Origin of the sequence: Pseudomonas sp. Bout1, from assembly GCF_034314165.1 — a bacterium.
In the GTDB taxonomy this organism is placed as follows: domain Bacteria; phylum Pseudomonadota; class Gammaproteobacteria; order Pseudomonadales; family Pseudomonadaceae; genus Aquipseudomonas.
This window is the reverse complement of sequence record NZ_JAVIWK010000001.1, coordinates 1,099,894-1,124,908: the sequence shown is the minus strand read 5'-3', so window position 1 is coordinate 1,124,908 and position 25,015 is coordinate 1,099,894. Positions and strand designations below refer to the sequence as shown.

Below are 25,015 nucleotides of genomic sequence, written 5' to 3'. Positions count from 1 at the left end.
CCTTAAAAAGTGAGTGCTGTTTCGACTGACAGGGCAGCCCGAAGCAGGCGCGCGTCTTCGCCGCTGGGGGCGCTGAGTAGCAGGCCGGTGGGCAGGCCCAGGGCATCGCGGCCGCTGGGCAGGCTGACGCTGGGCATGTCCAGCAGGCTGCCGGGCATGGTCAGGCGCAGGGTGGCGAGGTTGGTGCTGACGAACAGTTGATCGTCGGCTTCCAACGGCGCCAGGGCCGGGGCAACATGGGCCACGGTGGGGGTGATGAGGATCGCGCCGTCGAGCTCGTCAATCAGCTGCTGTTGCAGGTGGCGGCGGGCGTCGTACAGCGCCAGCAGTTGGCTGGCCGGCAGTGTGCGGGCCGCTTCAAGGCGGCGGCGTACGCGGGGGTCGAGTTGCTCGGCGTCGGGGCTGTCGAGCAGGGCTTCGTGGAGGGCAAAGGCTTCGAAGGAGCCCAGCCAGCCTTGGTGCTGGATCAAGTCGAGGGTGGCCTGGAAGGTCTTCGAGGGGCGTACTTCGACCAACGCACCACCGGCTTTTAAGCGGTTCACGCATTGCTGCAGGTTGTCGCGCACGGCGGGTTCGACACGGGCATCTTCCAGCACACTTTGTTCGACCCAAAAGCGCTGCCCATTGAGGCTACGGGCCTGGCGTGGCTGGCGCTGGTCGCGCCCGTTCAGTAGGTCGTCGATGGCCAGAGCATCGCGCACGCTGCGGGTCAGCGGGCCCAGGCTGTCGAGGGTATGGGCCAGCGGGAAAACGCCGTCGCGGCTGTAGCGCCGGCAGCTGCTGCGATACCCCACCACCCCGTTCAGCGCAGCGGGAATACGGATCGAGCCGGCGGTGTCGGTGCCCATGGCGATCGGCACGATCCCGGCGGCCACCGCTACCGCAGAACCGGAAGAAGAACCACCCGGGATCCGCGGTTGATCAATGCTGCTCGGGTTGTGCGGCGTGCCGAAATGCGGGTTCAGGCCCAGGCCCGAATACGCCAACTCGCTGAGGTTGGTCTTGCCCACGCTGACCATCCCGGCGCGGCACAGCAAGCCCACACTCGGCGCGTCGAGCAAGGCGGCCGGCGCGTGGCTGCGGTAGGCCGCGCCCGCCGTGGTAATGCTGCCGGCCACATCGAACAAATCTTTCCAGGCCAGGGGCACGCCATCAAACACGCTCAACGGCTGGCCGGCACGCCAACGGGCCGCAGAGGCTTGGGCCTCACGCCGGGCACGCTCGGCGCTCAGGGAGATGAATACCCCGGGGGCGCTGCTCGCGTGAGCGAGTGCCTGTTCAAGGGCGTACACCGGATCGCTGCGACCGCTGGCAAAATCCTCGGCCAGTGAAGTGGCGTCTGACATGGGAATAACCTTCTAAAAACGTACATATTAATAAAATGTACATTTTATAAAGGCAGCTTTCGTGCCAGTCTTGTGCACAGACTCGTTGACGCATCCCCCCCTTTGGAGCAGACCCACGGGCTAGATGGGTTCGAGGCGAGAAAAGAAACAGGGGCAGGCGTTTCATGCTCGTCCGCAATGAAATAATGTATCTTTCATTAATAAATACATTTTGGTGCATAAAAGTAACAAACAGCCTCTCAAGGCCCCAAAAAAGTGCCACCGACGTGGCGCGGAGTGACAGGCACAACTATGAGAGAATCGGCGACCACCGACCCGTATGCCCCAGAGAGCCCGATGAAAGCAGTGTCAGCCTCGGCTTCCCGTTACGCGATGATTCATCAGGTTTTGCGCGACGCCATCACCCACGGCACCGCCCGCCATGGCCTGGTGTTGCTGGAAGCGCCGCTGGCCGAACTGTTCGGTACCAGCCGGGTGCCGGTGCGCAAAGCCTTGAACCTGTTGCACGACGAAGGGTTGATTTGCCGCTTCGATGGCCGGGGTTACCTGATCAACCCCGATGGCCTGGAGATGGAACCGCTGCGCCTGCCCCTGAGCCACGCGCATCTGGGCCTCAACGGTGAAGATGAACTGGTAGACACCCGGCCACTGGGGGAGCGCATCGTCGAGGAAATCGGCGCAGCACTCTCTACCTGCATCGCCTTCGGCCATTACCGCCTGGATGAACAAGCCGCCGCCGAGCACTACAACGTCAGCCGTGCGGTGGTGCGTGAAGCATTGATGCGTCTGCGCGACCGTGGCCTGGTGGAAAAGGAACCCTATTCCCAATGGCTGGCCGGGCCGCTGACCGCGCGGGAAGTCACCGAAGACTACGAACTGCGCGCCTGCCTTGAGCCCGAAGCCCTGCGCCAGAGCGCGCCGAACCTCGACCGCGACCTGCTGCAAGCCATGTTGCAGCGCGTGCTCGACGCGCAACACAGCGCTCATTGCAGCCTCGAAGAGATCGAGCAGATCGAGGAAGACCTGCACCAGCACTGCCTCGCCGGCCTGCAAAACCGCAAGATTGCCGCGCTGATCCGCCAGGGGCAGAGCCCGATGATCATCAGCCGGATTTTCTACCGCCTGCTGGGCATCGGCGCCGACCCGGCGATGCTGGCCGAGCACCGGCTGATCCTCGAGCTGTTGCTGCACGGCGCATTCGACGCCGCCGCGCTGAACCTGCGCGAGCACCTGCAACGGGCCCGGCAACGGATGTTGCAGCGTTTGAAGGTGTTGTCGGTGCTGCCCGAACAGCCGCTGCCCGCCTACCTGCACAAACTCAGCTGACGAAACGCAATCCAACCTGTGGGAGCGGGCTTGCTGTGGTGAGGGGGCTTGCCCCCCGTCGGGTTCACCACAGATGGATGGGGCTGCTTCGCAGCCCTACGCGGGGCAAGCCCGCTCGCTACAGCAAGCCCGCTCCCATATTGGTCCAGCTGCGTTTCGAAAATATTGTGCAATATGTTGCTATCTCACCCCGCCCATTGAAACCACTGCCGACCTGCCCCATCTAACTTGCATACTTCCTTATGCAGGTGCCCCATGAGCGACCAGCAAGAATTCCCGGACATCGACCTCAACGACTACGCCGATCCGGAAAACGCTGAACACACTTCTGCCAACACTGGCCTGGCCCTGCCCGGGCAAAACCTGCCCGACAAGGTCTACATCATCCCGATCCACAATCGGCCGTTCTTCCCGGCGCAAGTACTGCCGGTGATCGTCAATGAAGAGCCATGGGCCGAAACCCTGGAGTTGGTGAGCAAGTCCGACCACCACTCCCTGGCCCTGTTCTTCATGGAAACCCCACCCGAAGACCCGCGCCACTTCGACACCTCCAGCCTGCCGCTGTACGGCACCCTGGTGAAGGTGCACCACGCCAGCCGCGAAGACGGCAAGCTGCAATTCGTCGCCCAGGGCCTGACACGCGTACGCATCAAGACCTGGCTCAAGCACCACCGCCCGCCGTATCTGGTGGAAGTCGAATACCCGCACCAGCCGACCCAGCCGACCGACGAGGTCAAGGCCTACGGCATGGCGCTGATCAATGCGATCAAGGAACTGCTGCCGCTCAACCCGCTGTACAGCGAAGAGCTGAAAAACTACCTCAACCGCTTCAGCCCCAACGACCCGTCGCCGCTGACCGACTTCGCCGCCGCCCTCACCTCGGCCACCGGCAATGAGTTGCAGCAAGTGCTGGACTGCGTGCCCATGCTCAAACGCATGGAAAAAGTCCTGCCGATGTTGCGCAAGGAAGTCGAAGTCGCGCGCCTGCAAAAAGAAATCTCCGCCGAAGTGAACCGCAAGATCGGCGAGCACCAGCGCGAGTTCTTCCTCAAGGAACAACTCAAGGTCATCCAGCAAGAGCTGGGGCTGACCAAGGACGATCGCAGCGCCGACGTCGAGCAGTTCGAACAACGCCTGGTGGACAAGGTGCTGCCGGCCCAGGCGCAGAAACGCATCACTGAAGAAATGAACAAGCTGTCGATCCTGGAAACCGGCTCGCCGGAGTACGCGGTCACCCGCAACTACCTCGACTGGGCCACCTCGGTGCCGTGGGGCGTGTATGGCGAGGACAAACTCGACCTCAAGCACGCCCGCAAAGTGCTCGACAAGCACCACGCTGGCCTCGACGACATCAAGAGTCGCATCCTCGAATTCCTCGCGGTGGGTGCCTACAAAGGCGAAGTCGCCGGCTCCATCGTGTTGCTGGTGGGCCCGCCGGGCGTGGGCAAGACCAGTGTCGGTAAATCGATTGCCGAATCCCTCGGCCGGCCGTTCTATCGCTTCAGCGTCGGCGGCATGCGTGACGAGGCCGAGATCAAGGGCCATCGCCGCACCTACATCGGCGCCATGCCGGGCAAGCTGGTGCAAGCGCTCAAGGATGTGGAGGTGATGAACCCGGTGATCATGCTCGACGAGATCGACAAGATGGGCCAGAGCTACCAGGGCGACCCTGCTTCGGCCCTGCTCGAAACCCTGGACCCGGAACAGAACGTCGAATTCCTCGACCACTACCTGGACCTGCGCCTGGACCTGTCCAAAGTGCTGTTCGTGTGCACCGCCAACACCCTGGATTCAATTCCCGGCCCGTTGCTGGACCGGATGGAAGTGATTCGCCTGTCGGGCTACATCACCGAAGAAAAAGTCGCGATTGCCAAGCGTCACCTGTGGCCAAAGCAGTTGGACAAAGCCGGCGTGTCGAAAAACAGCCTGTCCATCAGCGACGGCGCCCTGCGCGCCTTGATCGACGGTTACGCCCGCGAAGCCGGTGTGCGCCAATTGGAGAAACAGCTGGGCAAACTGGTGCGCAAGGCGGTGGTCAAGCTGCTGGATGAGCCGGACTCGGTGATCAAGATCGGCAACAAGGACCTGGAAGCCTCCCTGGGGATGCCAGTGTTCCGTAACGAGCAAGTGCTGTCTGGCACCGGGGTGATTACCGGCCTGGCCTGGACCAGCATGGGCGGTGCGACGCTGCCGATCGAGGCGACGCGCATTCACACGCTGAACCGTGGTTTCAAGCTCACCGGGCAGTTGGGTGAAGTGATGAAGGAATCGGCCGAGATTGCCTACAGCTACATCAGCTCCAACCTGAAGTCGTTTGGCGGTGACCCGAAGTTCTTCGACGAAGCCTTCGTGCACCTGCACGTGCCGGAAGGTGCCACACCCAAGGACGGCCCGAGCGCCGGGGTGACCATGGCCAGTGCATTGCTGTCGCTGGCGCGTAACCAACCGCCGAAAAAAGGCGTGGCGATGACCGGTGAACTGACGTTGACCGGGCATGTACTGCCCATTGGCGGGGTGCGCGAGAAGGTGATTGCGGCGCGGCGCCAGAAGATTCATGAGCTGATCTTGCCGGAGCCCAATCGCGGAAGCTTTGAAGAGTTGCCGGAGTACCTGAAGGAAGGCATGACGGTGCACTTTGCCAAGCGGTTTGCGGATGTGGCAAAGGTGTTGTTCTGACAGTTATGCAGCGCCTGAACTGGCCCCTGTGGTGAGCGGGCTTGCCCCGCGCTGGGCTGCGAAGCGGCCCTGAAACAGGCAAGCGATTGCTGCCTGAAGAAACGCAGTAGGTTTACCAAGGGCTGCTTCGCAGCCCAGCGCGGGGCAAGCCCGCTCACCACAAGCAAGCCCGCTCACCACAATAAACCCGCTCGCCACTATTAAGTGGTGTTTGCCTTCCTGTCACACCTTGTCTCATCTTCGGTTATGCTCGCCCTTCGTCGCCAAACAACGGAGCCCTCATGACCGCTGCCCGTCTGCTTCTCCCCCTGAGCCTTTGCCTGCTCGCCGCCTGTGCCAGTGCGCCGAAGCAAAACGTCACCGTGGAAAAACAGAGCGCTTGCCCGCTGCAACTCAAAACCGGGCAAAACCTGATCCTGACCCTGCCCAGCAACCCCACCACCGGCTACCGCTGGGCCATCCAGGACTCGGCCGGCGGCGTGCTGCGCAGCCTGAGCCCCGAGGTCTACAGCAATACCGAAGACACCGGCGTGGTCGGCAGTGGCGGCCAGTCCACCTGGCGCTTCCAGGCCTTCAACGCCGGCCAGGGCCGTTTGCGCCTCACCTCACAACAACCCTGGGAGCCGGAAGCAGAACCGGCCGAAACCTTCGACTGCGCCATTACGGTGAACTGATATGCCATGGATGATCCTTGCGTTGATGGGTGCGGTGACCTTTATCTACGGCCTGAGCACCCACGCCACCCTGCTCTGCCTGTTGGTAAAGCCGTTGCCGGTGCTGGCGTTGTTGGGCTGGCTGCATGATGCGCCGCCCACCGACTATCGACGCTGGATCAGCCTGGGGCTGATTTTTTCCCTGGTGGGCGACGTGCTGCTGGCCTGGCCCGGCGACCTGTTCATCTTCGGCCTGGGTGCCTTTTTATTCGCGCACCTGGCGTATCTGAAAGCCTACTTAAGTGACTGCCGCCGCCCGGCGATTTTGCCGCTGGTGCTGGCACTGGTGGTGGGCGCGATCTTGCTGGGCATCCTGATTTCCCACGGCCTGGGTCCGTTGCTGGTGCCGGTGGTGGTTTACGCCCTGGTGATCAGCGCCATGCTGTGGCGAGCGCTGGCACGATTGGGCAGCGAGGTACCCAAGCGCTCGGCGTACCTGGCGGCGGCAGGTGCGGCGTCGTTCGTGTTTTCCGACACGTTGATCGGCATCAACCGGTTTGTGGTGGCGTTTGAGGCCGCGCCGTATTTACTGATCGTCAGCTATTGGCTGGGGCAGTGGGGCATTACCGCGTCGGCGTTCCATCAGACAACCCGCGCATCCGAGGAGCAAGTTGGCTAAAATGCCCGGCTTTCCCCCTTCGTCGCCGGAACAGCCGTGAGCAAAGAACCCGATCGCCTATTCGCCCAGCCCCTGCCCCAGGTGCCGGACTTCGCCTTCAACGAAGACGTGGTGCGGGTTTTCCCGGACATGATCAAGCGCTCGGTGCCCGGCTACCCGACCATCGTCGAGAACCTCGGTGTGCTGGCGGCGCAGTTTGCCCAACCCAACAGCGTGCTCTACGACCTCGGCTCATCCCTCGGCGCGGTGACCCAGGCCCTGCGCCGTCACGTGCGCACCGACGGTTGCCGGGTGATCGCTGTGGATAACTCGGCGGCGATGGTCGAGCGTTGCCGCGAATACCTCAATGGCCAGGACTCGATGTTCCAGGAGTTGCTGCCGGTGGAGGTGATCGAGGGCGATATCCTCGCGCTGCAGTTTCAGCCGGCTTCGGTGGTGGCACTGAACTTCACCCTGCAATTTATCGCCCCCGAACAGCGCCTGGCCTTGCTCTCGCGCATTCGCCAATCACTGCTGCCGGGCGGCGCGTTGATCCTCTCGGAAAAGCTGCGCTTCAATGATTCGCAAGAACACGCGTTGCTCACTGATTTGCACATCGCCTTCAAACGCGCCAACGGCTACAGCGAACTGGAAATCGCCCAGAAGCGCAGCGCCATCGAAAACGTCATGAAGCCCGACAGCCTCGAAGAACACCGCGAACGCCTGCTGGCAGCCGGGTTCTCGACAGTCGTGCCGTGGTTCCAGTGTCTTAACTTTGCCTCGTTGATTGCCTTGCCATGATTGATCTGTCTCCCCTCGCCCGCCATCTGGTCGGCACTCCCCTGGCCGTATGGGCCCAGGGCCTGCAAGCGCAACTTGATGCGAAGATGGAAAAAGGCCACGGTGACCTGGAGCGTTGGCAAAGCGCGCTGGATGCACTGCCAAAGATCATGCCCAGCGAAATCGACCTGCTGAACGGCCTGGTGCTGGACACCGATTGCGACGACGAAACCCGTGCGCAAATGCGCACCGCGCTGATGGGCCTGTGCCCGTGGCGCAAGGGTCCGTTTGACCTGTTCGGTGTGCATGTCGACACCGAATGGCGCTCGGACTGGAAGTGGTCGCGGGTCGCGCCGCACTTGGACCTCAAGGGCAAACGCATTCTCGATGTGGGCTGCGGTAACGGATATTACATGTGGCGCATGCTCGGCGCCGGCGCCGACAGCGTGATTGGCGTCGACCCGAACTGGCTGTTCTTTTGCCAGTTCCAGGCGGTGCAGCGTTACCTGTCAGAGCCTAAGGCCTGGCACTTGCCATTCCCGTTTGAAGACCTGCCGCCGAACATGGAAGGCTTCGACACCGTGTTTTCCATGGGCGTGTTTTACCACCGTCGTTCACCGATCGAGCATTTGCTGGCACTGAAGGATTGCCTGGTGAAAGGCGGTGAATTGGTGTTGGAGACGCTGGTGGTTGAAGGCGACCAGCAACAGGTGCTGGTGCCCGAAGACCGCTACGCGCAGATGCGCAACGTGTGGTTCCTGCCGTCGGTGCCGGCGCTGATGCTGTGGCTGCGCCGTGCGGGCTTCAGTGATGTGCGCTGTGTGGATGTGAGCGTGACGACGATCGAGGAACAGCGCGGCACGGAGTGGATGAAGTACCAGTCCCTCAGTGACTTCCTGGACCCAGAGGATCACACCAAGACACTGGAAGGGCTGCCAGCGCCGATGCGGGCGGTGATTGTCGCTCGCAAGTAACCCTCCCCGTAGCAGCTGTCGAGCCCCAGCGAGGCTGCGTCGGGAGCACCGCGCACTAACAGGTGCCGCCGACGCAGCCTCGCTGGGGCTCGACAGCTGCTACGAGAATATGGCGATCAAACTGTGGGTTTGGCTCTTCGTGCCTTGAAGAACTCGCTCAACACCGTTCCGCACTCCTCGGCCAACACCCCGCCTTCATATAGCACCCGATGGTTGAGAAAGCCCTGGGTAAAAAACTGCCCCTGGCTTTGCACAATCCCGGCTTTTGGCTCCAGCGCGCCGTACACCACCCGGGCTATGCGCGAGTGGACAATCAGCCCGGCGCACATGCTGCACGGCTCCAGCGTGACGTAGAGCGTACTGCCCGGCAGCCGGTAATTGCTGACGGCCTGCGCCGCCGCGCGAATCGCGACCATCTCGGCATGCGCGCTGGGGTCATGGCCGCTGATGGGGCAGTTGAAACCACGCCCAATGATTTCTCCATCCTGCACCAGCACCGCGCCCACCGGCACTTCACCCAGCGCGGCGCCTTGCGCAGCCAGGGCCAGCGCTTCACGCATGAAGTGCTGGTCGCGGCTGCGGTCGATAATCGCCGTGGGGCGAAACTGGCGCATCACGCCACCTCGATGGCGGCCATCAGGCCGGTTTCCATGTGGTCGATCACATGGCAGTGGAACATCCAGACACCCGGGTTATCCGCCACCAGCGCCACGCGGGCACGCTCGTTCTTGCCCAGCAGGTAGGTGTCGGTGAAGTACGGAATCACCTTGTGACGGTTTGAGGCGATGACCTTGAAACTCATGCCGTGCAGGTGGATCGGGTGTTGGTACTGGGTCATGTTCTTCAATTCGAAAATGTAGCTCTTGCCCTTTTCAAGCTTGGCAATCGGGCGGTCGGCGCAGGTCTTGTCGGTGATGTCCCAGGCCTGGCCGTTGATCTGCCACAGGCTCGGCGGCTTATTGTCCACGTTCACCGAGACCGAGCCAACCCATTCGAAATTGAAGTTGAGTTTCTCGGCATTGGCCAGGTCCGGCTCGGCAATCGGGTTGGCGGGCAGCGCAGGCGGCCACTCGGTGGGCGCATCGGTGCTGGCGACCGAACGGAAGGTGCCCAGGCGTACCGGGCCGTTGCGGATCGACAACTCTTCGCCAGCCGGCGGCGCCTTGATCGCCAGGCAGATGCGCATACCGGGGCCCAGCCAGTATTCCTTGCCCAACGGGCGTGGCTCGATGGGATTACCGTCCAGGGCATAGATCTGCGCTTCAACGTCGGGGATGTTGATGCGATACGTCAGGGTGTTATCAAGGTTGAGCAGGCGCACGCGGGTGATTTGCCCGGCCGGTAAATCGATCACCGCCTGGGACACGCCATTGATGGTCGACAGGCGTCCGGCAGTGCCGCCACGGGCCGCTTCGCGGGGAATGCTGAAGGCGACAAAGGCGCCCTCTTCGTCCACGTGCCAGCTTTTCAGGCTCAGGGTGCGTTCGTGTTTGAAACCGGTGGGTTCGCGCTCTTCGATGATCAGCGGGCCCACCAGGCCACGGCCCAGTTCTTCGCTGCTGTTCACGTGCGGGTGATACCAGTAGCTGCCGGCATCGGGCACGCGGAATTTGTAGTCGAAGTATTCGCCCGGCAGTACCGGCAGTTGCGAGACGTACGGCACACCGTCCATTTCCAGTGGCAGGCGAATGCCGTGCCAGTGGATGGTCGTGGCCACCGGCAGGTGGTTGATAAAGCGCACCCGCAGCCATTCACCCTGGCGCACCCGCAGCTCGGTGCCCGGCGCAGAAGGGCCGAACGCCCAAGCCTCGGTCTTGTGCCCCGGCACCAATTCCACGTCCAAAGGCGCGGCGATCAACTCGTAATCGTGCCCCGCCTCGGCCTCGGCGACCTTGCCCAACCAGTAGCGGTAAGCGCCACCGGCGCCGACGCCCACTACGGCGAGACCGGCCAGACCACCCAGGATTTGTCGACGGGAAAACGATTGGGACACAACAACCTCACGTATCTGCCGCGGGTCCGAGCCCCGCAAAGGGCAGATACCATACACCGGCATCACCTAAACAGTAAGGGTTCGCATTGCCACATGTGGGAGCGGCCTTAGTGTGGGAGCTGGCTTGCCCGCGATGGCACCACCTCGGTGCAACTGAAATACCGAGGTGATGCCATCGCGGGCAAGCCCGGCTCCCACACAAGTCACACATTGGATCTTCGTTACTTCAGGCCTTGGCGGCGGCCAGAATCAGGGCTTTCATCTCGGCGACGGCGCCTTTAAACCCGACGAACAGCGCGTGCGCCACCAGCGCATGGCCGATGTTCAGTTCGTTGATGCCCTTGATCGCGGCCACCGCTTCGACGTTGTGGTAATGCAGGCCGTGGCCGGCGTTGACGATCAAGCCTTCGCCCAGGCCGCAGTTGACGCCGTCGATGATGCGCTGCAATTCATCAGCCACTTCGGTCGGCGTGGTGGCATCGGCGTACCGGCCGGTGTGCAGTTCGATGGCCGGGGCGCCGACACGGCGCGAAGCTTCGATCTGGCGCTCGTCGGCGTCGATGAACAGCGAGACTTCGCTGCCGATCTTCGACAGGCGCTCCACGGCGGCCTTGATCCGTGCTTCCTGGCCGGCCACATCGAGGCCGCCTTCGGTGGTCAGTTCCTGGCGGGTTTCCGGCACCAGGCAGATATGCGCCGGGCGAATACGCTCGGCGAACGCCATCATTTCCTCGGTGACGCCCATTTCGAAGTTCATGCGGGTTTGCAGCACGTCCTTGAGCAGCAGCACGTCGCGCTCCTGGATGTGGCGGCGGTCTTCGCGCAGGTGCACGGTGATGCCGTCGGCGCCCGCTTCTTCGGCGTCCAGCGCAGCCTTGACCGGGTCTGGGTAACGGGTGCCCCGGGCCTGGCGCAGGGTGGCTACGTGGTCGATGTTCACGCCGAGAAGAATGCGATTGCTGGTGGTCACGAAAAGCGCTCCTGAAGAGGGAAGGAATCGCTGCACAGCATACACGGGGATGTCAGGGCTTTCGAAACAACTCGCGGCTGACCAATGGCCGACCGCCCAAATGCACGGCCAGGGCCTGGCGCATCAGGCGCTTGGCGGCGGACAAGGCACCGGGGGCGGTCCAGTCGGCTTCGCTCATGGCGAGCAATTCGGTGCCTTGGAACAGGCCGGGTTGCAGCAGGTAGACCCGCTCCAGGCCCGCGTCGACTTGCAGGCGGTACATACCGTCGGCGGCGATGGGGTCGCCGTGCAGGTCCTGGCTCAGTTCAAAGCCGTAGCCCAAGTCATCCAGCAGGCGCCATTCGAACGCGCGCAGCAGCGGCTCCAAAGGGCGGCCTTCGGCGAGGGCGAGCAAGGTGGCGGCGTAGTGGTCGAAGACGCCGGGGTGAGGGTCTTCGGCGGGGAGCAGGCGGATCAGTAATTCGTTGAGGTAGAGGCCACTGAACAGCGCCTCACCGTTGAGCCAGTTGGAGGCACCGGCGGCTTCCATGCGGCCCACGTTCTTCAACTCGCCGCGTCCGCGAAACTCCACTTCCAGGGCCACGAAAGGTCGGGCCAGGCTGCCGGCCTTGCCGCGAGCGCTGCGCAAGACGGCGCGCAAGCGGCCTTGGGGCGTAAGGAAATCCACCAGGGCGCTGGTCTCGCGGTAGGCGCGGCTGTGCAAGACGTAGGCGGGTTGGCCGGTGGGTGGGGTTTGAGACATGGGATGTAAGAGTCTCTAAAGAGAAGCCTATGTGACAAAGCGCATTTGTGGCGAGGGGGCTTGCTGTGGCGAGGGAGCTTGCTCCCGCTGGGCTGCGAAGCAGCCCTGAAACCAGGCACCGTGTTTTAGCTGATGGGCCCAGGCGACTGGATTGGGGGCGCTTCGCGCCCCAGCGGGAGCAAGCTCCCTCGCCACAGCAAGCTACCTCGCCACAACAAGCCCCTTTGCCACAACAAGCCCGCTCCCACATTTTATCCTGCGGTGTTGTTTAGAGGTCGCCGTAACCCAACGAACGCAATGCGCGCTCATCATCAGACCAGCCACCCTTAACCTTCACCCACAGGTTGAGCATGATCTTGGAATCAAACAGCAATTCCATGTCCTTGCGCGCCTCGGTGCCGATGCGCTTGATGCGCTCGCCCTTGTCGCCAATGATGATTTTCTTCTGGCCGTCACGCTCGACCAGGATCAGCGCGTGGATGTGCAGGGTCTTGCCCTGCTGCTTGAACTCTTCGATTTCGACGGTGATCTGGTACGGCAGCTCGGCGCCCATCTGGCGCATGATTTTCTCGCGTACCAGTTCGGCGGCAAGGAAACGGCTGCTGCGGTCGGTGATCTGGTCTTCCGGGAAGAAGTGCTCGTTCTCCGGCAGGTAGCCGGCGATCACGCGTTCCAGCGCTTCGAGGTTGTGCCCGTGCTGGGCCGAGATCGGCATGATCTGGGCGTTCGGCAGTTGTTCCTGCAGCCAGCTCAGGTGCGGCATCAGCTCGGCCTTGTCTTCGATGCGGTCGGTTTTGTTCAACGCGACGATCAACGGGCCGGTGACGTACTGCACACGCTCCAGAACCATCTGGTCTTCGTCGGTCCACTTGGTGCGGTCGACCACGAAGATCACCACGTCGACGTCTTTCAACGCCGCCGAAGCGGTTTTGTTCATGTAGCGGTTAAGCGCCTTTTCGCCGCCCTTGTGCATGCCCGGGGTATCGACGTACACCGCCTGAACGGCGCCTTCGGTCTTGATGCCCAGCATGTTGTGGCGGGTGGTCTGGGGCTTGCGCGAGGTGATCGCCAGCTTCTGTCCCAGGATATGGTTCAGCAACGTGGACTTGCCCACGTTCGGACGGCCGACGATGGCAACATAGCCACAGCGAGTTGCGGTTGAATCAGTCATGGCCATTCTCCACGCCCAGGGCAATCAGTGCTGCAGCGGCCGCTACCTGTTCGGCAATACGACGGCTCACACCCTGACCTCGGCTTTTTTCATTCAGTAAGGTGATTTCACATTCGACGAAGAACACTCGGCAATGCGGCTCACCCTGGATATCCACCACTTCGTAACGCGGCAGGTCGCAACCACGGGACTGCAGGAATTCCTGCAGGCGGGTCTTCGGATCTTTGTTGGTGTCTACCAGCGTCAGGCTTTCAATCTCGGTCGACAGCCAGGCGACGACGCGCTCTTTGGCCGCTTCCATGCCCGCATCGAGGTAGATCGCGCCGATCAGTGCCTCAAGGGCGTCGGCCAGGATCGACTCGCGACGGAAACCGCCGCTCTTCAACTCGCCAGAGCCCAGGCGCAGGTAATCACCCAGGTCGAAACCACGGGCCAGTACCGCCAGGGTCTCGCCTTTTACCAGCCGCGCACGCAGGCGCGACAACTGGCCTTCGCGGGCCAGCGGGAAGCGCGTGAACAGGGCTTCACCGGCCACGAAGTTGAGGATGGCATCACCGAGGAATTCCAGGCGCTCGTTGTTACGCCCGGCAAAACTGCGGTGTGTGAGGGCAAGGATCATCAATTCCTGATCCTTGAAGGTATAGCCGAGCTGACGCTCGAGACGGCTTAGAGAAACGCTCACGGTTTACCCACATTCAGTTCGAGGCACCGGTGGCCTGCGACGATTAACGCTGTGTTCAAATTCAAATCCTGGCGATTGCTGCAGGGTGCCGGACGGTTTGTCCAAGCCCCAGAAAAGCATTCGGCGCTGTGTTCACAGCGCCGCATGGATTACTTGATCAGCCCCACCCGCGAGAAATTCGGCAGGTGACTGAGCTTGGGTTCCGGCCAACTCATCCAGACCGCGAAGGCCTTGCCGACGATATTCTGGTCGGGGACCATGCCCAGCAGCTCTTTGGGAATATTGGGGTCATCCCAGTAGCGGCTGTCATTGGAGTTGTCGCGGTTGTCGCCCATCATGAAGTAATGCCCGGCAGGCACCGTCCATTGGTTATCGGGCGGCGAACGGTAGCGGCTCATTTCCTTGCGGATTTCGTGCTCTACCGCCCCGAGTTTCTCCTGGTACAACTCGGCGCTGCCCAGGGTATTCGGCTCGGAACCGATCAGTTTTTCGGCCACCGACTCGCCATTGACGAACAGGCGCTTGTCGCTGGTGTAACGAATCACGTCGCCCGGCAGGCCCACTACACGCTTGATATAGTTGACGTTCGGGTCGCTTGGGTAGCGAAACACCATCACATCGCCGCGCTGCGGGTCACCGATCTCGATGACTTTCTTGTCGATCACCGGCAAGCGGATCCCGTAGGAAAACTTGTTCACCAGGATGAAGTCGCCCACGTCCAGGGTCGGTTTCATAGAGCCCGAAGGGATCTGAAACGGTTCCACCAGGAACGAACGCAGCACCAGCACGATGAACAACACCGGGAAGAACGATTTGCCGTATTCAACCAGCATCGGCTCTTTGTTCAGTTTCTCGACCACCGCCACATCGGGCTGGCTGACGCTGCCCTGATAGGACGCGATGGCTGCCCGGCGACGCGGGGCGAAGAACACCAGATCGAGCAACGCCAACAGACCGCAAACGGCAACGGCGATGACCAGCAACAGCGGGAAATTTAGTGACATAGGACCTAACTATCCAACCTGAGCACCGCAAGGAAGGCTTCTTGTGGAATTTCCACGTTGCCCACTTGCTTCATGCGTTTTTTACCGGCCTTTTGCTTCTCGAGCAGCTTGCGCTTACGGCTGACGTCGCCGCCATAGCATTTGGCCAGTACGTTCTTTCTGAGTGCCTTGACGGAGGTCCGTGCAATGATCTGCCCGCCAATAGCGGCCTGGATCGCGACGTCGAACATCTGGCGCGGAATCAGTTCTTTCATCTTTTCGGTCAACTGGCGACCTTTGTAGTGCGCGTTGTCCTTGTGCACGATCAGCGCCAGGGCATCGACCTTGTCACCGTTGATCAGCACATCCAGCTTCACCAGATTAGCTGATTGGTAACGGTCAAAATGATAATCCAGCGAAGCATAGCCGCGGCTGGTGGATTTGAGACGGTCGAAGAAGTCCAGGACCACTTCGTTCATCGGCAAATCGTAGGTCACTTGCACCTGGGTACCGAGGAACAGCATGTCGTGTTGCAAACCACGCTTTTCAACACACAGGGTAATGACGTTACCCAAGTGTTCCTGCGGCACAAGAATATTGGCCCGCACGATCGGTTCGCGCATGTCTTCGATGGAAGACAGGTCCGGAAGCTTGGACGGGTTGTCGACGTAAATCGTTTCACCGGTTTTCAGCAACAGCTCAAAAATAACGGTTGGCGCGGTGGTGATCAGGTCCAGGTCGTATTCGCGCTCGAGGCGCTCCTGGATGATTTCCATGTGCAGCATGCCCAGGAAACCGCAACGGAAGCCGAAGCCCAGGGCGTCGGAGCTTTCCGGGGTGTACTGCAACGACGAGTCGTTGAGGGTCAGCTTCTGCAGGGCTTCGCGAAAATCCTCAAAGTCGTCGGAGCTGACCGGGAACAGGCCGGCGTACACCTGCGGCTGGATGCGTTTGAAGCCCGGCAGCACGTCGACGTCAGGGGTGGTGCTCAAGGTCAGGGTGTCACCCACCGGTGCACCGTGGATGTCCTTGATACCGGCGATGATGAAGCCCACTTCACCGGCTTTCAGATCAACGGTTGCGGTGTGCTTGGGGTTGAACACACCCACGCTGTCCACCAGGTGGATCTTGCCGGTGGATTTGACCAGGATCTTGTCGCCCTTCTTCACACGGCCGTGGCGCACGCGTACCAGGGATACAACGCCCAGGTAGTTGTCGAACCAGGAGTCGATGATCAACGCTTGCAGCGGATCTTCGTAGTTGCCGGTGGGGGCTGGAATGGTCTTGACCAGGCGCTCGAGCACTTCGTCGACGCCCAGGCCGGTCTTGGCGCTGCACTCGACGGCGTCGGTGGCGTCAATGCCGATGATCTTCTCGATCTCTTCCTTGACGCGGTCCGGATCGGCCTGTGGCAGGTCGATCTTGTTCAGCACCGGCATCACTTCCAGGCCTTGCTCGATGGCGGTGTAGCAGTTGGCGACGGACTGGGCTTCAACGCCCTGGCCCGCGTCCACTACCAGCAGCGCACCTTCACAGGCCGCCAGCGAACGGCTGACTTCATAGGTGAAGTCGACGTGGCCCGGGGTGTCAATGAAGTTGAGCTGGTACTTGATACCGTCTTTGGCGGCGTAGTACAGGGTAACGCTGTGGGCCTTGATGGTGATCCCGCGCTCGCGCTCGAGGTCCATGGAGTCCAGCACCTGGGCTTCCATTTCACGCTCGGCAAGGCCGCCGCACATCTGGATGAATCGATCGGCCAGCGTCGACTTGCCATGGTCAATGTGGGCGATGATGGAGAAATTGCGGATATGACTCAAATCACTCACGGATCAACACTCAAAAAGGCTGCAGGCAGACTGCCCGCTGAAAAATAGCCGGGAATTGTACCTGATGCGCAGACCAGACGTCATCCACGGTGACCAAGAACAAAAATGCCCCGTTCGTTCGAGCGGGGCATTTTTTGTTCATAAGCGCGGGCTCAACCGGCCCGACGCAACAGCCAGAAGCCGGCCACGGCGCAGATGCCGGTCGGTACCAGCACCGCAAACAGCGGCGAGAAACCGAATACCAGGCTGGACGGCCCCAGCAGGTCCTGGGCAATACGGAACGTGAAGCCCACCAATACGCCGGTAAACACACGCTGGCCGAGGGTGACGGAGCGCAGCGGGCCGAAGATGAACGAGATCGCCATCAGCACCAGCGCGGCAGTCACCACCGGCTGCAACACCTTGACCCAAAACGCCAGCCAATAACGACCGTTGTTCAAGCCCTGGTCCTTGAGGTAATGGATATAACCCCACAGGCCGGAGATAGGCAGGCTTTCGGGAATCATCACCACCGTGTTCAGCAATTCAGGCTTGAGGGAAATATCCCACGGCTCTGTCGGCACATTGATCACTTCGGTGCTGGAGGCCGCACCCTTGCCGATATCGCGGAAATAGGTGGTACTCACTTCGCTCAGTTGCCACTTTTCGTCGGCGTACTGCGCACGTTTGGCGAAGCTGGACGACAGCAGGTGACGTTCCTTATCGAAATGATAACGGGTGACACCGATCAACAAGCCGCCCGGCTGCACGGCGTTGATGTGGATAAATTCTTCACCCTGACGGTGCCACAGGCCATGCCTGGAGCTCTGCGCATCACCCGAACCCTGGGCCAGCGCACGATTGGCCTGGGCCGTGGATTCGGCGGGAGGCGCCACGTATTCACCGATCAGCACGCTGACCACCATCAGCAACAGCATCGGCTTCATGACCGCCCACACGATGCGGCCGATGGAAACACCCGCCGCGCGCATGATGGTCAGTTCGCTGTTGCTGGCCAGGCTGCCCAGGCCGATCAGGCAGCCGATCAGCGCCGCCATCGGCATCATGTCGTAGAGACGACGGGGTGCGGTCAGCGCCACGTAGCTCAGAACGTCGGCAACGGTGTACGTATCGCTGACGTTGCCGACTTCATCAATGAAGGCGAACAGCGAAGCCAAACCCAGAATAATGCCCAGTACCGCAAGGATTGCGACCAGGACGCTGCTACCAATGTAGCGGTCGAGCTTAACCACGAGCCATCTCCTTCATGCTGCGACGACTCTGCATCTTCAAGCGCAACGGTTCCCAATAAAGCAGGCCCAGGCCAATCGCCAGGAAAACCCCGTGGACCCACCACAACCCGAGGGCCGGCGGCAGCTTGCCCTTCTCCAGGGAGCCACGGGCGGAAATCAGGATGGTCAGGTACGCCATATACAGCAGGATCGCCGGCAACAGCTTGAGGAAGCGGCCCTGGCGTGGGTTGACCCGGGACAGCGGCACGGCCATCAAGGTCACGATAAACACCAGCAGCGGCAAGGAAATCCGCCATTGCAGCTCGGCGATCGAGCGCAATTCCTTGCTGCCGATCAGGTCGGGCGTCGGGATCGCGTCGCGGTCGGTCACTTCGTCGCTGACGTCCGGCCGGGCCAGCATCACGCCATAAGTGTCGTACTTGATTGCGCGGTAATCGGCCTGCCCGGGGCTGCCGTCATAGCGATAACCGTTCTCCAGGATCAGGTAGCGGCTGCCGTCCGGGCGCACTTCCTGGCGCCCGCTGTCGGCCACCAGTATGGAAATACCACGGTCTTTCTGGTTCTGGCCGAGGTTTTTCTGGGAGATGAACACACCGCCCAGGTTGGCACGGTCATCCGACAGTTGCTCGGTGTAGGTCACCCGGGTGCCGTCGTTGAGCGCCTGGAAGCGGCCTGGCTCCAGGGTGTCGAATTCGGTCATGGCGTCCTGTTTGTTGAGCACCAGTTGGAACTGCAAGGCACCCTGGGGCGCCAGGCTCAGGCTCAACCAGGCCACGATCAGCGCGATACCGGTGGCGGGGACCATGGTCATGGCCAGCAGGCGCTGCTGGCTCATGCCGGTGGCTGACAGCACGGTCATTTCGCTTTCAAGGTACAAGCGGCCGTAGGCCAACAGGATCCCGAGAAACAGGCCCAGTGGCAGGATCAGCTGCAGGAAGCCTGGCAGGCGAAAACCCATGATCAGGAACAGCGAGCCTGGATCCAGGGCACCCGAGGCGGCCTGGGCGAGGTATTTGACGAAGCGACCACTCATGATGATGACCAGCAATACCGCACTCACGGCACTCAGGGTCAACAGGACTTCGCGGGACAGATAACGGAAGACGATCAAACCAGACACTCCAGGGTTGTCAGGCTAAGGCGGCCAAACAAGCAAGCATATCGAGTCGACCCTGTGACACAGGCCGGCTAAAAAGATGGCGCATTATCCTGTGATTGGTCGCGCCTGTCACGGAGCTTGCTCGTGCACGTGCACAAAGCTGCCCACAAGGGTTGTCAGCCTCGGGCGGCGAGGTTCAAACTGCGGCCTTTGTCGCGAGCGGCCTACAGGCTGCCAAGCTTACAAGCCGGAGTACAGACTCCAGGCTCACTGACCTTTATAAGGGACCCGAAAATGGAACTGGTTGTAAAAAGCGTTAGCCCCGAAACGTTGAAAACCGCCACCCTCGTGGTCGCTGTCGGCGAAGGCCGCAAGCTCGGCGTTGCCGCCAAGCAACTGGACGAACTGAGCGGCGGCGCCATCAGCGCGGTCCTCAAGCGCGGTGACCTGGCCGGCAAAGTCGGCCAAAGCCTGCTGCTGCAAAGCCTGCCCAACCTTAAAGCCGAGCGCGTATTGCTGGTGGGCGTTGGTAAAGAAGCCGAACTGGGCGACCGCCCGTTCCGCAAGATCATCAGCAGCATCCTCACGACCCTCAAGGGCCTGGGCGGCACCGACGCAGCGCTGGCGCTGGACGAAATTGTAGTCAAGGGCCGCGATAGCTACGGCAAGACCCGCCTGCTGGCCGAAAGCCTGCTGGACGGCGGCTACGTCTTCGACCAGTTCAAGAGCACCAAGGCCGAACCCCGCGCCCTGAAGAAAGTCACCCTGCTGACCATCAAGGCCGCCCAGGCTGAAGTCGAACGCGCCGTGACCCATGCCCAGGCCATCGCCGGCGGCATGGCGTTCACCCGTGACCTGGGCAACCTGCCTCCGAACATCTGCCACCCCACCTACCTGGGCGAACAAGCCAAGGCATTGGGCAAGGAATTCAAGGGCCTCAAAGTTGAAGTCCTGGATGAGAAAAAGATCAAGGAACTGGGCATGGGCTCGTTCTATGCCGTGGGCCAGGGCAGCGACCAGCCGCCACGCCTGATCGTGATGCAATACAACGGCGGCAAGAAGTCCGAGAAGCCTTACGCCCTGGTCGGCAAAGGCATCACCTTCGACACCGGCGGCATCAGCCTCAAGCCGGGCCTGGGCATGGACGAGATGAAGTACGACATGGGCGGCGCCGCCAGCGTATTCGGTACCCTGCGTGCCGTGCTGGAACTCAAGCTGCCGATCAACCTGGTGTGCATCCTGGCCTGCGCCGAGAACATGCCAAGCGGCGGCGCGGCGCGTCCGGGCGATATCGTCACCACCCTCAGCGGCCAGACCGTGGAAATCCTCAACACCGACGCCGAAGGCCGCCTGGTATTGTGCGACGCACTGACCTACGCCGAACGCTTCAAGCCCCAAGCCGTGATCGACATCGCCACCCTCACCGGCGCCTGCGTGGTTGCCCTGGGCGCCCACACATCGGGCCTGCTGGGCAACAACGACGAACTGATCGGCCAACTACTCAGCGCCGGCAAGGCGGCTGACGACCGCGCCTGGCAACTGCCGCTGTTCGACGAGTACCAGGAACAGCTGGACAGCCCGTTCGCCGACATCGCCAACATTGGCGGCCCGAAAGCCGGCACCATCACTGCAGCCTGCTTCCTGTCGCGCTTCGCCAAGAACTTCAACTGGGCCCACCTGGACATCGCCGGCACTGCCTGGACCAGCGGCGGCAAGGACAAGGGCGCCACTGGCCGTCCGGTTCCATTGTTGACCCAATACCTGCTGGACCGCGCCAAAGCCTGAAACTGACGACCCCGGGGCGGCGATTTCAACGCCGCCCCGACCGTAGCAGCTGCCGAGCCCCGGCGAGGCTGCGTCAGCGGAATATCTGACACACCGCAACGCAGCCTCGCTTAGGCGCGACAGCTGCTACGGGATTTCGTGGTGGTCGATCAGACAGTATCTACACATGCGGCGCGGCTATCAGGACCCCCAATGACCCAAGTCGACTTCTATATATTGCCCAGCGCCGATCCTTCCGCGCGCCTGGACTTTGCCTGCAAGCTCACCGAAAAAGCCTGGCGCATGGGCCACCGCATCTACCTGCATTGCAGCGACGCCGCCCAGCGTGACGACCTCGACGCCCGCCTGTGGCGCTTCAAGGGCGAAAGCTTCGTGCCACACGGCCCCGCCGAATCAGAGCCTGACGGCCTGGTGGTGCTGGGTTTGGGCGACAGCTGTGGCGACCACACAGACCTGCTGGTCAACCTCGACCTGAAAGTACCGGCCTTCGCCAAGGGTTTCGCCCGTGTGGCGGAAGTGGTGGTGGAAGACCCGGCTATTCGTCAGGCCGCGCGGGAGAGTTTCCGTTTCTACCGTGAACAGGGCTATTCTCTGCAAGATCACCGGCTACAACGACTTTGAGCACATGATGGACACTCCAAACCCGCTAAAAGACTCTGACCACCTGCTGGATGACCTTGAGTCGATCCGCAAGCTGCTCGGTGATGATGACCTGCAACCGCCGCTGCTGACCGATGCGGTCAACGGTGACGTACAAATTCCTTTGCTGTTCGATATGGTCGGTGGCAAGCCTGTGGCGCCGCAGCCTGTCGAAACGCCCGTGGCGCAAGCCGCGCCTGCTCCAGCGGTTGCCGTACCGGCCGCCGAAAAAGCGCCCGACGCCCTGCTGCTGCACCTAGACAACGAACTGCGCGCCGCCGCGCAATTGATCATGCAAGACGTGATCGATGATTTTGCCCCGCATATCGAAACCGAGATCAAGCGCCGACTGGATGCGCGCATGGAGCGGTTGTTGAGCCAGTATCAGAACTGAGTTCGAACCCAAATCCCTGTGGGAGCTGGCTTGCCTGCGATAGCGGTTTTTCAGTCAACCTCATCAGTGACTGCTACACCGCAATCGCAGGCAAGCCAGCTCCCACATTTGCCCTATCCCCCGCTATACTTGTCGGCTTTCCTGAATTAATGCCAACTAGGGTCCCGCCGCGCATGGATAAGACCTACCAGCCGCACGCTATTGAAACTTCCTGGTACCAGACCTGGGAGTCCGAGAATTATTTCGCTCCGCAAGGCGCGGGCGATGCCTACACCATCATGATTCCGCCACCGAACGTCACTGGCAGCCTGCACATGGGCCATGGCTTCAACAATGCGATCATGGATGCCCTGATTCGTTTCCGCCGTATGCAGGGTCGCAACACCCTGTGGCAGCCAGGCACCGACCACGCCGGTATCGCCACCCAAATGCTGGTGGAACGCCAACTGGAAGCTACCGGCCAAAGCCGTCACGACTTGGGTCGCGAGAAATTCCTGGAAAAAATCTGGGAATGGAAGGACCAGTCCGGCGGCAACATCAGCCGTCAGATCCGCCGCCTGGGTTCGTCCGTCGACTGGAGCCGCGAGCGCTTCACCATGGACGATGGCCTGTCGGAAGCCGTGAAAGAAGCCTTTGTGCGCCTGCATGAAGACGGCCTGATCTACCGCGGCAAGCGCCTGGTCAACTGGGACACCAAGCTGCACACGGCGATTTCCGACCTTGAAGTGGAAAACCACGACGAGAAGGGTTTCCTGTGGAACCTCAAGTACCCGCTGGCTGACGGCGCCAAGACCGCCGAAGGCAACGACTACCTGGTCGTCGCCACCACCCGTCCGGAAACCATGCTGGGCGATGCTGCCGTTGCGGTTAACCCAAACGACGAGCGCTACCAGGCGCTGATCGGCAAGTTCGTTGAGCTGCCGCTGGTTGGCCGTCGCATCCCGATCATCGCCGATGATTACTGCGACCCTGCATTTGGCACCGGCTGCGTGAAAATCACCCCGGCCCACGATTTCAACGACTACGAAGTCGGCAAGCGCCACAACCTGCCGCTGCTGAACATCTTCGACAAGAACGCCGCTGTCCTGCCGGCCTGCCAGGTATTCAACCTCGACGGCACGCTGAACGAGAGCATCGACGGCAAGATCCCGGCTGAATACGCCGGCCTCGACCGCTTCGAAGCGCGCAAGCAGATCGTTGCGGCCTTCGACGCCGCCGGCCTGCTGGTGAGCGTTGACGACCACGGCCTCAAAGTGCCGAAGGGCGACCGTTCCGGCACCATCATCGAGCCTTGGCTGACCGACCAGTGGTACGTGTCCACCAAGCCGCTGGCTGAACCTGCGATTGCTGCCGTGGAAGACGGCCGCATCGCGTTCGTGCCTAAGCAGTACGAAAACATGTACTTCTCGTGGATGCGTGACATCCAGGATTGGTGCATCAGCCGTCAGCTGTGGTGGGGCCACCGGATTCCGGCCTGGTACGACGAGTCGGGCAAGGTCTACGTGGGCCGCGACGAAGCCGAAGTACGTGCCAAGCACAACCTCGGCCCGGACGTGGCGCTGCAACAGGACAACGACGTACTGGACACCTGGTTCAGCTCGGGCCTGTGGACGTTCTCCACCCTCGGCTGGCCGCAACAGACCGAGTTCCTGAAGAAATTCCACTCCACCGACGTGCTGGTCACCGGCTTCGATATCATTTTCTTCTGGGTTGCCCGGATGATCATGCTCACCATGCACTTGGTGAAAAACGAAGACGGCACCCCGCAGGTGCCGTTCAAGACCGTGTACGTGCACGGCCTGGTGCGTGACGGCCAGGGCCAGAAGATGTCCAAGTCCAAGGGCAACGTCCTGGACCCGCTGGACATCATCGACGGCATCGACCTGGAAACCCTGGTGCAAAAGCGCACCTCGGGCCTGATGCAGCCGAAACTGGCGAAGAAGATCGAGAAGCAGACCCGCGACGAATTCGCCGATGGCATTGCCAGCTACGGCACCGACGCCCTGCGCTTCACCTTCTGCTCGCTGGCCTCCACCGGCCGCGACATCAAGTTCGACATGGGCCGCGTCGAAGGCTATCGCAACTTCTGCAACAAGATCTGGAACGCTGCGCGCTACGTGCTGGATAAAGGCGAAGACTGCGGCCAGAACGGCGAGGCCATCGAGCTGTCCCTGGCGGACCGCTGGATCATCTCGCAGTTGCAGCGCACCGAAGCCGAAGTGACCCGTCAACTCGATCAGTTCCGCTTCGACCTGGCGGCGCAGGCCTTGTACGAGTTCATCTGGAACCAGTATTGCGACTGGTACCTGGAACTCTCCAAGCCCGTGTTGTGGGACGAGAACGCGCCGATCGAACGTCAGCGCGGCACCCGTCACACCCTGGTACGCGTGCTGGAAGTGGCGCTACGCCTGGCGCACCCGTTCATGCCGTTCATCACCGAAGAAATCTGGCAGCGCCTCGCGCCGCTGGCCGGCAAAGACGGCAAGACCATCATGCTGCAACCTTGGCCGGTGGCCAACGAGGCGCGTATTGATGAGGCGGCCGAAAGCGATATCGAGTGGCTCAAGACCCTGATGATGGGCACGCGTAACATTCGCGCCGAGATGAACATCGGGCCAGGCAAGCCGCTGGCAGTGTTCGTGAAGAACGCCAGCAGCGAGGACCTGCGTCGTCTCACCGAGAATGACGCGTTGCTCAAGAAGCTGGCGAAGCTGGAGTCGATCACTGTATTGGCCGCAGGCGCCGAAGCGCCGCTGTCCGCCACCGCACTGGTTGGCGAGATGGAAGTGCTGGTGCCAATGGCCGGCCTGATCGACAAAAATGCCGAACTGGCGCGCCTGGACAAGGAAATCCTGCGCCTGCAAGGCGAAGTGCAACGGGTGGGCGGCAAGCTGTCCAATGCGGCCTTCGTCGACAAGGCCCCGGCCGAAGTCATCGAGAAAGAACGCGCCAAACTGGCTGAAGCAGAACAGGCTTTGGGCAAACTGGCCGAGCAACATGCACGGATTTCCAGCCTGTAAGGGGCAGCCCGTGTGAAAAAAGAGACCTTCGGGTCTCTTTTTTTTTGCCCAGGCAAGCAATGACAT

At 61.5% G+C, this 25,015-nt stretch carries 21 protein-coding genes; 10 read left to right on the top strand and 11 right to left on the bottom strand.

Annotation, left to right across the window (positions count from 1 at the left end):
• Positions 1–2: 2 nt before the first annotated feature.
• Complete coding sequence (locus RGV33_RS05015; protein ID WP_322143334.1) at positions 3–1,346, bottom strand: amidase; 1,344 nt, start codon at positions 1,344–1,346, stop codon at positions 3–5.
• A gap of 336 nt (positions 1,347–1,682) precedes the next feature.
• On the opposite strand from RGV33_RS05015, the gene RGV33_RS05010 reads away from it, so the two are divergent.
• From RGV33_RS05010 to cmoB, 6 genes are all read left to right on the top strand, one after another.
• Positions 1,683–2,672, top strand: coding sequence for a GntR family transcriptional regulator (locus RGV33_RS05010; RefSeq protein ID WP_322143333.1), 990 nt, complete (start codon positions 1,683–1,685; stop codon positions 2,670–2,672).
• Positions 2,673–2,927: 255 nt separating this feature from the next.
• On the top strand, positions 2,928–5,348 hold the full coding sequence (lon, locus tag RGV33_RS05005; RefSeq protein ID WP_322143332.1) for an endopeptidase La: 2,421 nt from the start codon (positions 2,928–2,930) through the stop codon (positions 5,346–5,348).
• Between the two features lie 281 nt (positions 5,349–5,629).
• Positions 5,630–6,022, top strand: a complete 393-nt coding sequence (locus tag RGV33_RS05000; protein WP_010176924.1) for a protease inhibitor I42 family protein — start codon at positions 5,630–5,632, stop codon at positions 6,020–6,022.
• A gap of 1 nt (position 6,023) precedes the next feature.
• Positions 6,024–6,680: a lysoplasmalogenase gene (locus RGV33_RS04995; RefSeq protein ID WP_322143331.1), complete on the top strand. Its 657-nt coding sequence runs from the start codon at positions 6,024–6,026 to the stop codon at positions 6,678–6,680.
• Positions 6,681–6,716: 36 nt separating this feature from the next.
• Positions 6,717–7,460, top strand: a complete 744-nt coding sequence (cmoA, locus tag RGV33_RS04990; protein WP_322143330.1) for a carboxy-S-adenosyl-L-methionine synthase CmoA — start codon at positions 6,717–6,719, stop codon at positions 7,458–7,460.
• A complete protein-coding gene (gene cmoB, locus RGV33_RS04985) occupies positions 7,457–8,413 on the top strand; it encodes a tRNA 5-methoxyuridine(34)/uridine 5-oxyacetic acid(34) synthase CmoB (protein WP_322143329.1) in 957 nt (318 codons plus the stop codon). The genes cmoA and cmoB overlap by 4 nt, the downstream gene beginning before the upstream one ends.
• 116 nt (positions 8,414–8,529) lie before the next feature.
• Here the strand turns inward: cmoB and tadA are convergent, their stop codons facing one another.
• The 10 genes from tadA to lptF all read right to left on the bottom strand — a co-directional run bounded on the left by tadA (position 8,530) and on the right by lptF (position 19,123).
• Positions 8,530–9,027: a tRNA adenosine(34) deaminase TadA gene (gene tadA, locus RGV33_RS04980; protein WP_322143328.1), complete on the bottom strand. Its 498-nt coding sequence runs from the start codon at positions 9,025–9,027 to the stop codon at positions 8,530–8,532.
• Positions 9,027–10,406 (bottom strand): multicopper oxidase family protein, encoded by a 1,380-nt coding sequence (locus tag RGV33_RS04975; protein WP_322143327.1) that lies wholly within the window; start codon positions 10,404–10,406, stop codon positions 9,027–9,029. The genes tadA and RGV33_RS04975 overlap by 1 nt, the downstream gene beginning before the upstream one ends.
• Before the next feature lie 226 nt (positions 10,407–10,632).
• Positions 10,633–11,376, bottom strand: a complete 744-nt coding sequence (pdxJ, locus tag RGV33_RS04970) for a pyridoxine 5'-phosphate synthase (protein WP_063033049.1) — start codon at positions 11,374–11,376, stop codon at positions 10,633–10,635.
• Between the two features lie 52 nt (positions 11,377–11,428).
• On the bottom strand, positions 11,429–12,118 hold the full coding sequence (recO, locus tag RGV33_RS04965) for a DNA repair protein RecO (RefSeq protein ID WP_322143326.1): 690 nt from the start codon (positions 12,116–12,118) through the stop codon (positions 11,429–11,431).
• A 268-nt stretch (positions 12,119–12,386) separates the two neighbouring features.
• The gene (gene era / locus RGV33_RS04960) at positions 12,387–13,289 is read right to left on the bottom strand and encodes a GTPase Era (RefSeq protein ID WP_003210432.1); all 903 of its coding nucleotides are present in this window, start codon (positions 13,287–13,289) and stop codon (positions 12,387–12,389) included.
• Positions 13,282–13,971, bottom strand: a complete 690-nt coding sequence (rnc, locus tag RGV33_RS04955) for a ribonuclease III (protein WP_322143325.1) — start codon at positions 13,969–13,971, stop codon at positions 13,282–13,284. The genes era and rnc overlap by 8 nt, the downstream gene beginning before the upstream one ends.
• A 149-nt stretch (positions 13,972–14,120) precedes the next feature.
• On the bottom strand, positions 14,121–14,975 hold the full coding sequence (gene lepB, locus RGV33_RS04950; protein WP_322143324.1) for a signal peptidase I: 855 nt from the start codon (positions 14,973–14,975) through the stop codon (positions 14,121–14,123).
• A 5-nt stretch (positions 14,976–14,980) separates the two neighbouring features.
• Positions 14,981–16,780, bottom strand: a complete 1,800-nt coding sequence (lepA, locus tag RGV33_RS04945) for a translation elongation factor 4 (protein ID WP_322143323.1) — start codon at positions 16,778–16,780, stop codon at positions 14,981–14,983.
• Positions 16,781–16,932: 152 nt separating this feature from the next.
• Positions 16,933–18,012 (bottom strand): LPS export ABC transporter permease LptG, encoded by a 1,080-nt coding sequence (gene lptG / locus RGV33_RS04940; protein ID WP_322143322.1) that lies wholly within the window; start codon positions 18,010–18,012, stop codon positions 16,933–16,935.
• Positions 18,005–19,123 carry an LPS export ABC transporter permease LptF gene (gene lptF, locus RGV33_RS04935; protein ID WP_322143321.1) on the bottom strand — a complete coding sequence of 373 codons (1,119 nt, stop codon included), beginning with the start codon at positions 19,121–19,123 and terminating at the stop codon, positions 18,005–18,007. Before lptF ends, lptG begins: the two co-directional genes overlap by 8 nt.
• Positions 19,124–19,405: 282 nt before the next feature.
• Here lptF and RGV33_RS04930 point away from each other — a divergent pair, with 282 nt between their 5' ends.
• The 4 genes from RGV33_RS04930 (at position 19,406) to RGV33_RS04915 (ending at position 24,949) form a co-directional block, all read left to right on the top strand.
• Positions 19,406–20,896 (top strand): leucyl aminopeptidase, encoded by a 1,491-nt coding sequence (locus tag RGV33_RS04930; RefSeq protein WP_322143320.1) that lies wholly within the window; start codon positions 19,406–19,408, stop codon positions 20,894–20,896.
• 192 nt (positions 20,897–21,088) lie between these two features.
• The gene (locus RGV33_RS04925; RefSeq protein ID WP_322143319.1) at positions 21,089–21,517 is read left to right on the top strand and encodes a DNA polymerase III subunit chi; all 429 of its coding nucleotides are present in this window, start codon (positions 21,089–21,091) and stop codon (positions 21,515–21,517) included.
• 7 nt (positions 21,518–21,524) lie between these two features.
• Positions 21,525–21,929, top strand: a complete 405-nt coding sequence (locus RGV33_RS04920; protein ID WP_322148615.1) for a DNA polymerase III subunit chi — start codon at positions 21,525–21,527, stop codon at positions 21,927–21,929.
• Between the two features lie 173 nt (positions 21,930–22,102).
• Positions 22,103–24,949, top strand: a complete 2,847-nt coding sequence (locus tag RGV33_RS04915; RefSeq protein ID WP_322143318.1) for a valine--tRNA ligase — start codon at positions 22,103–22,105, stop codon at positions 24,947–24,949.
• The last annotated feature ends 66 nt before the right edge of the window (positions 24,950–25,015 follow it).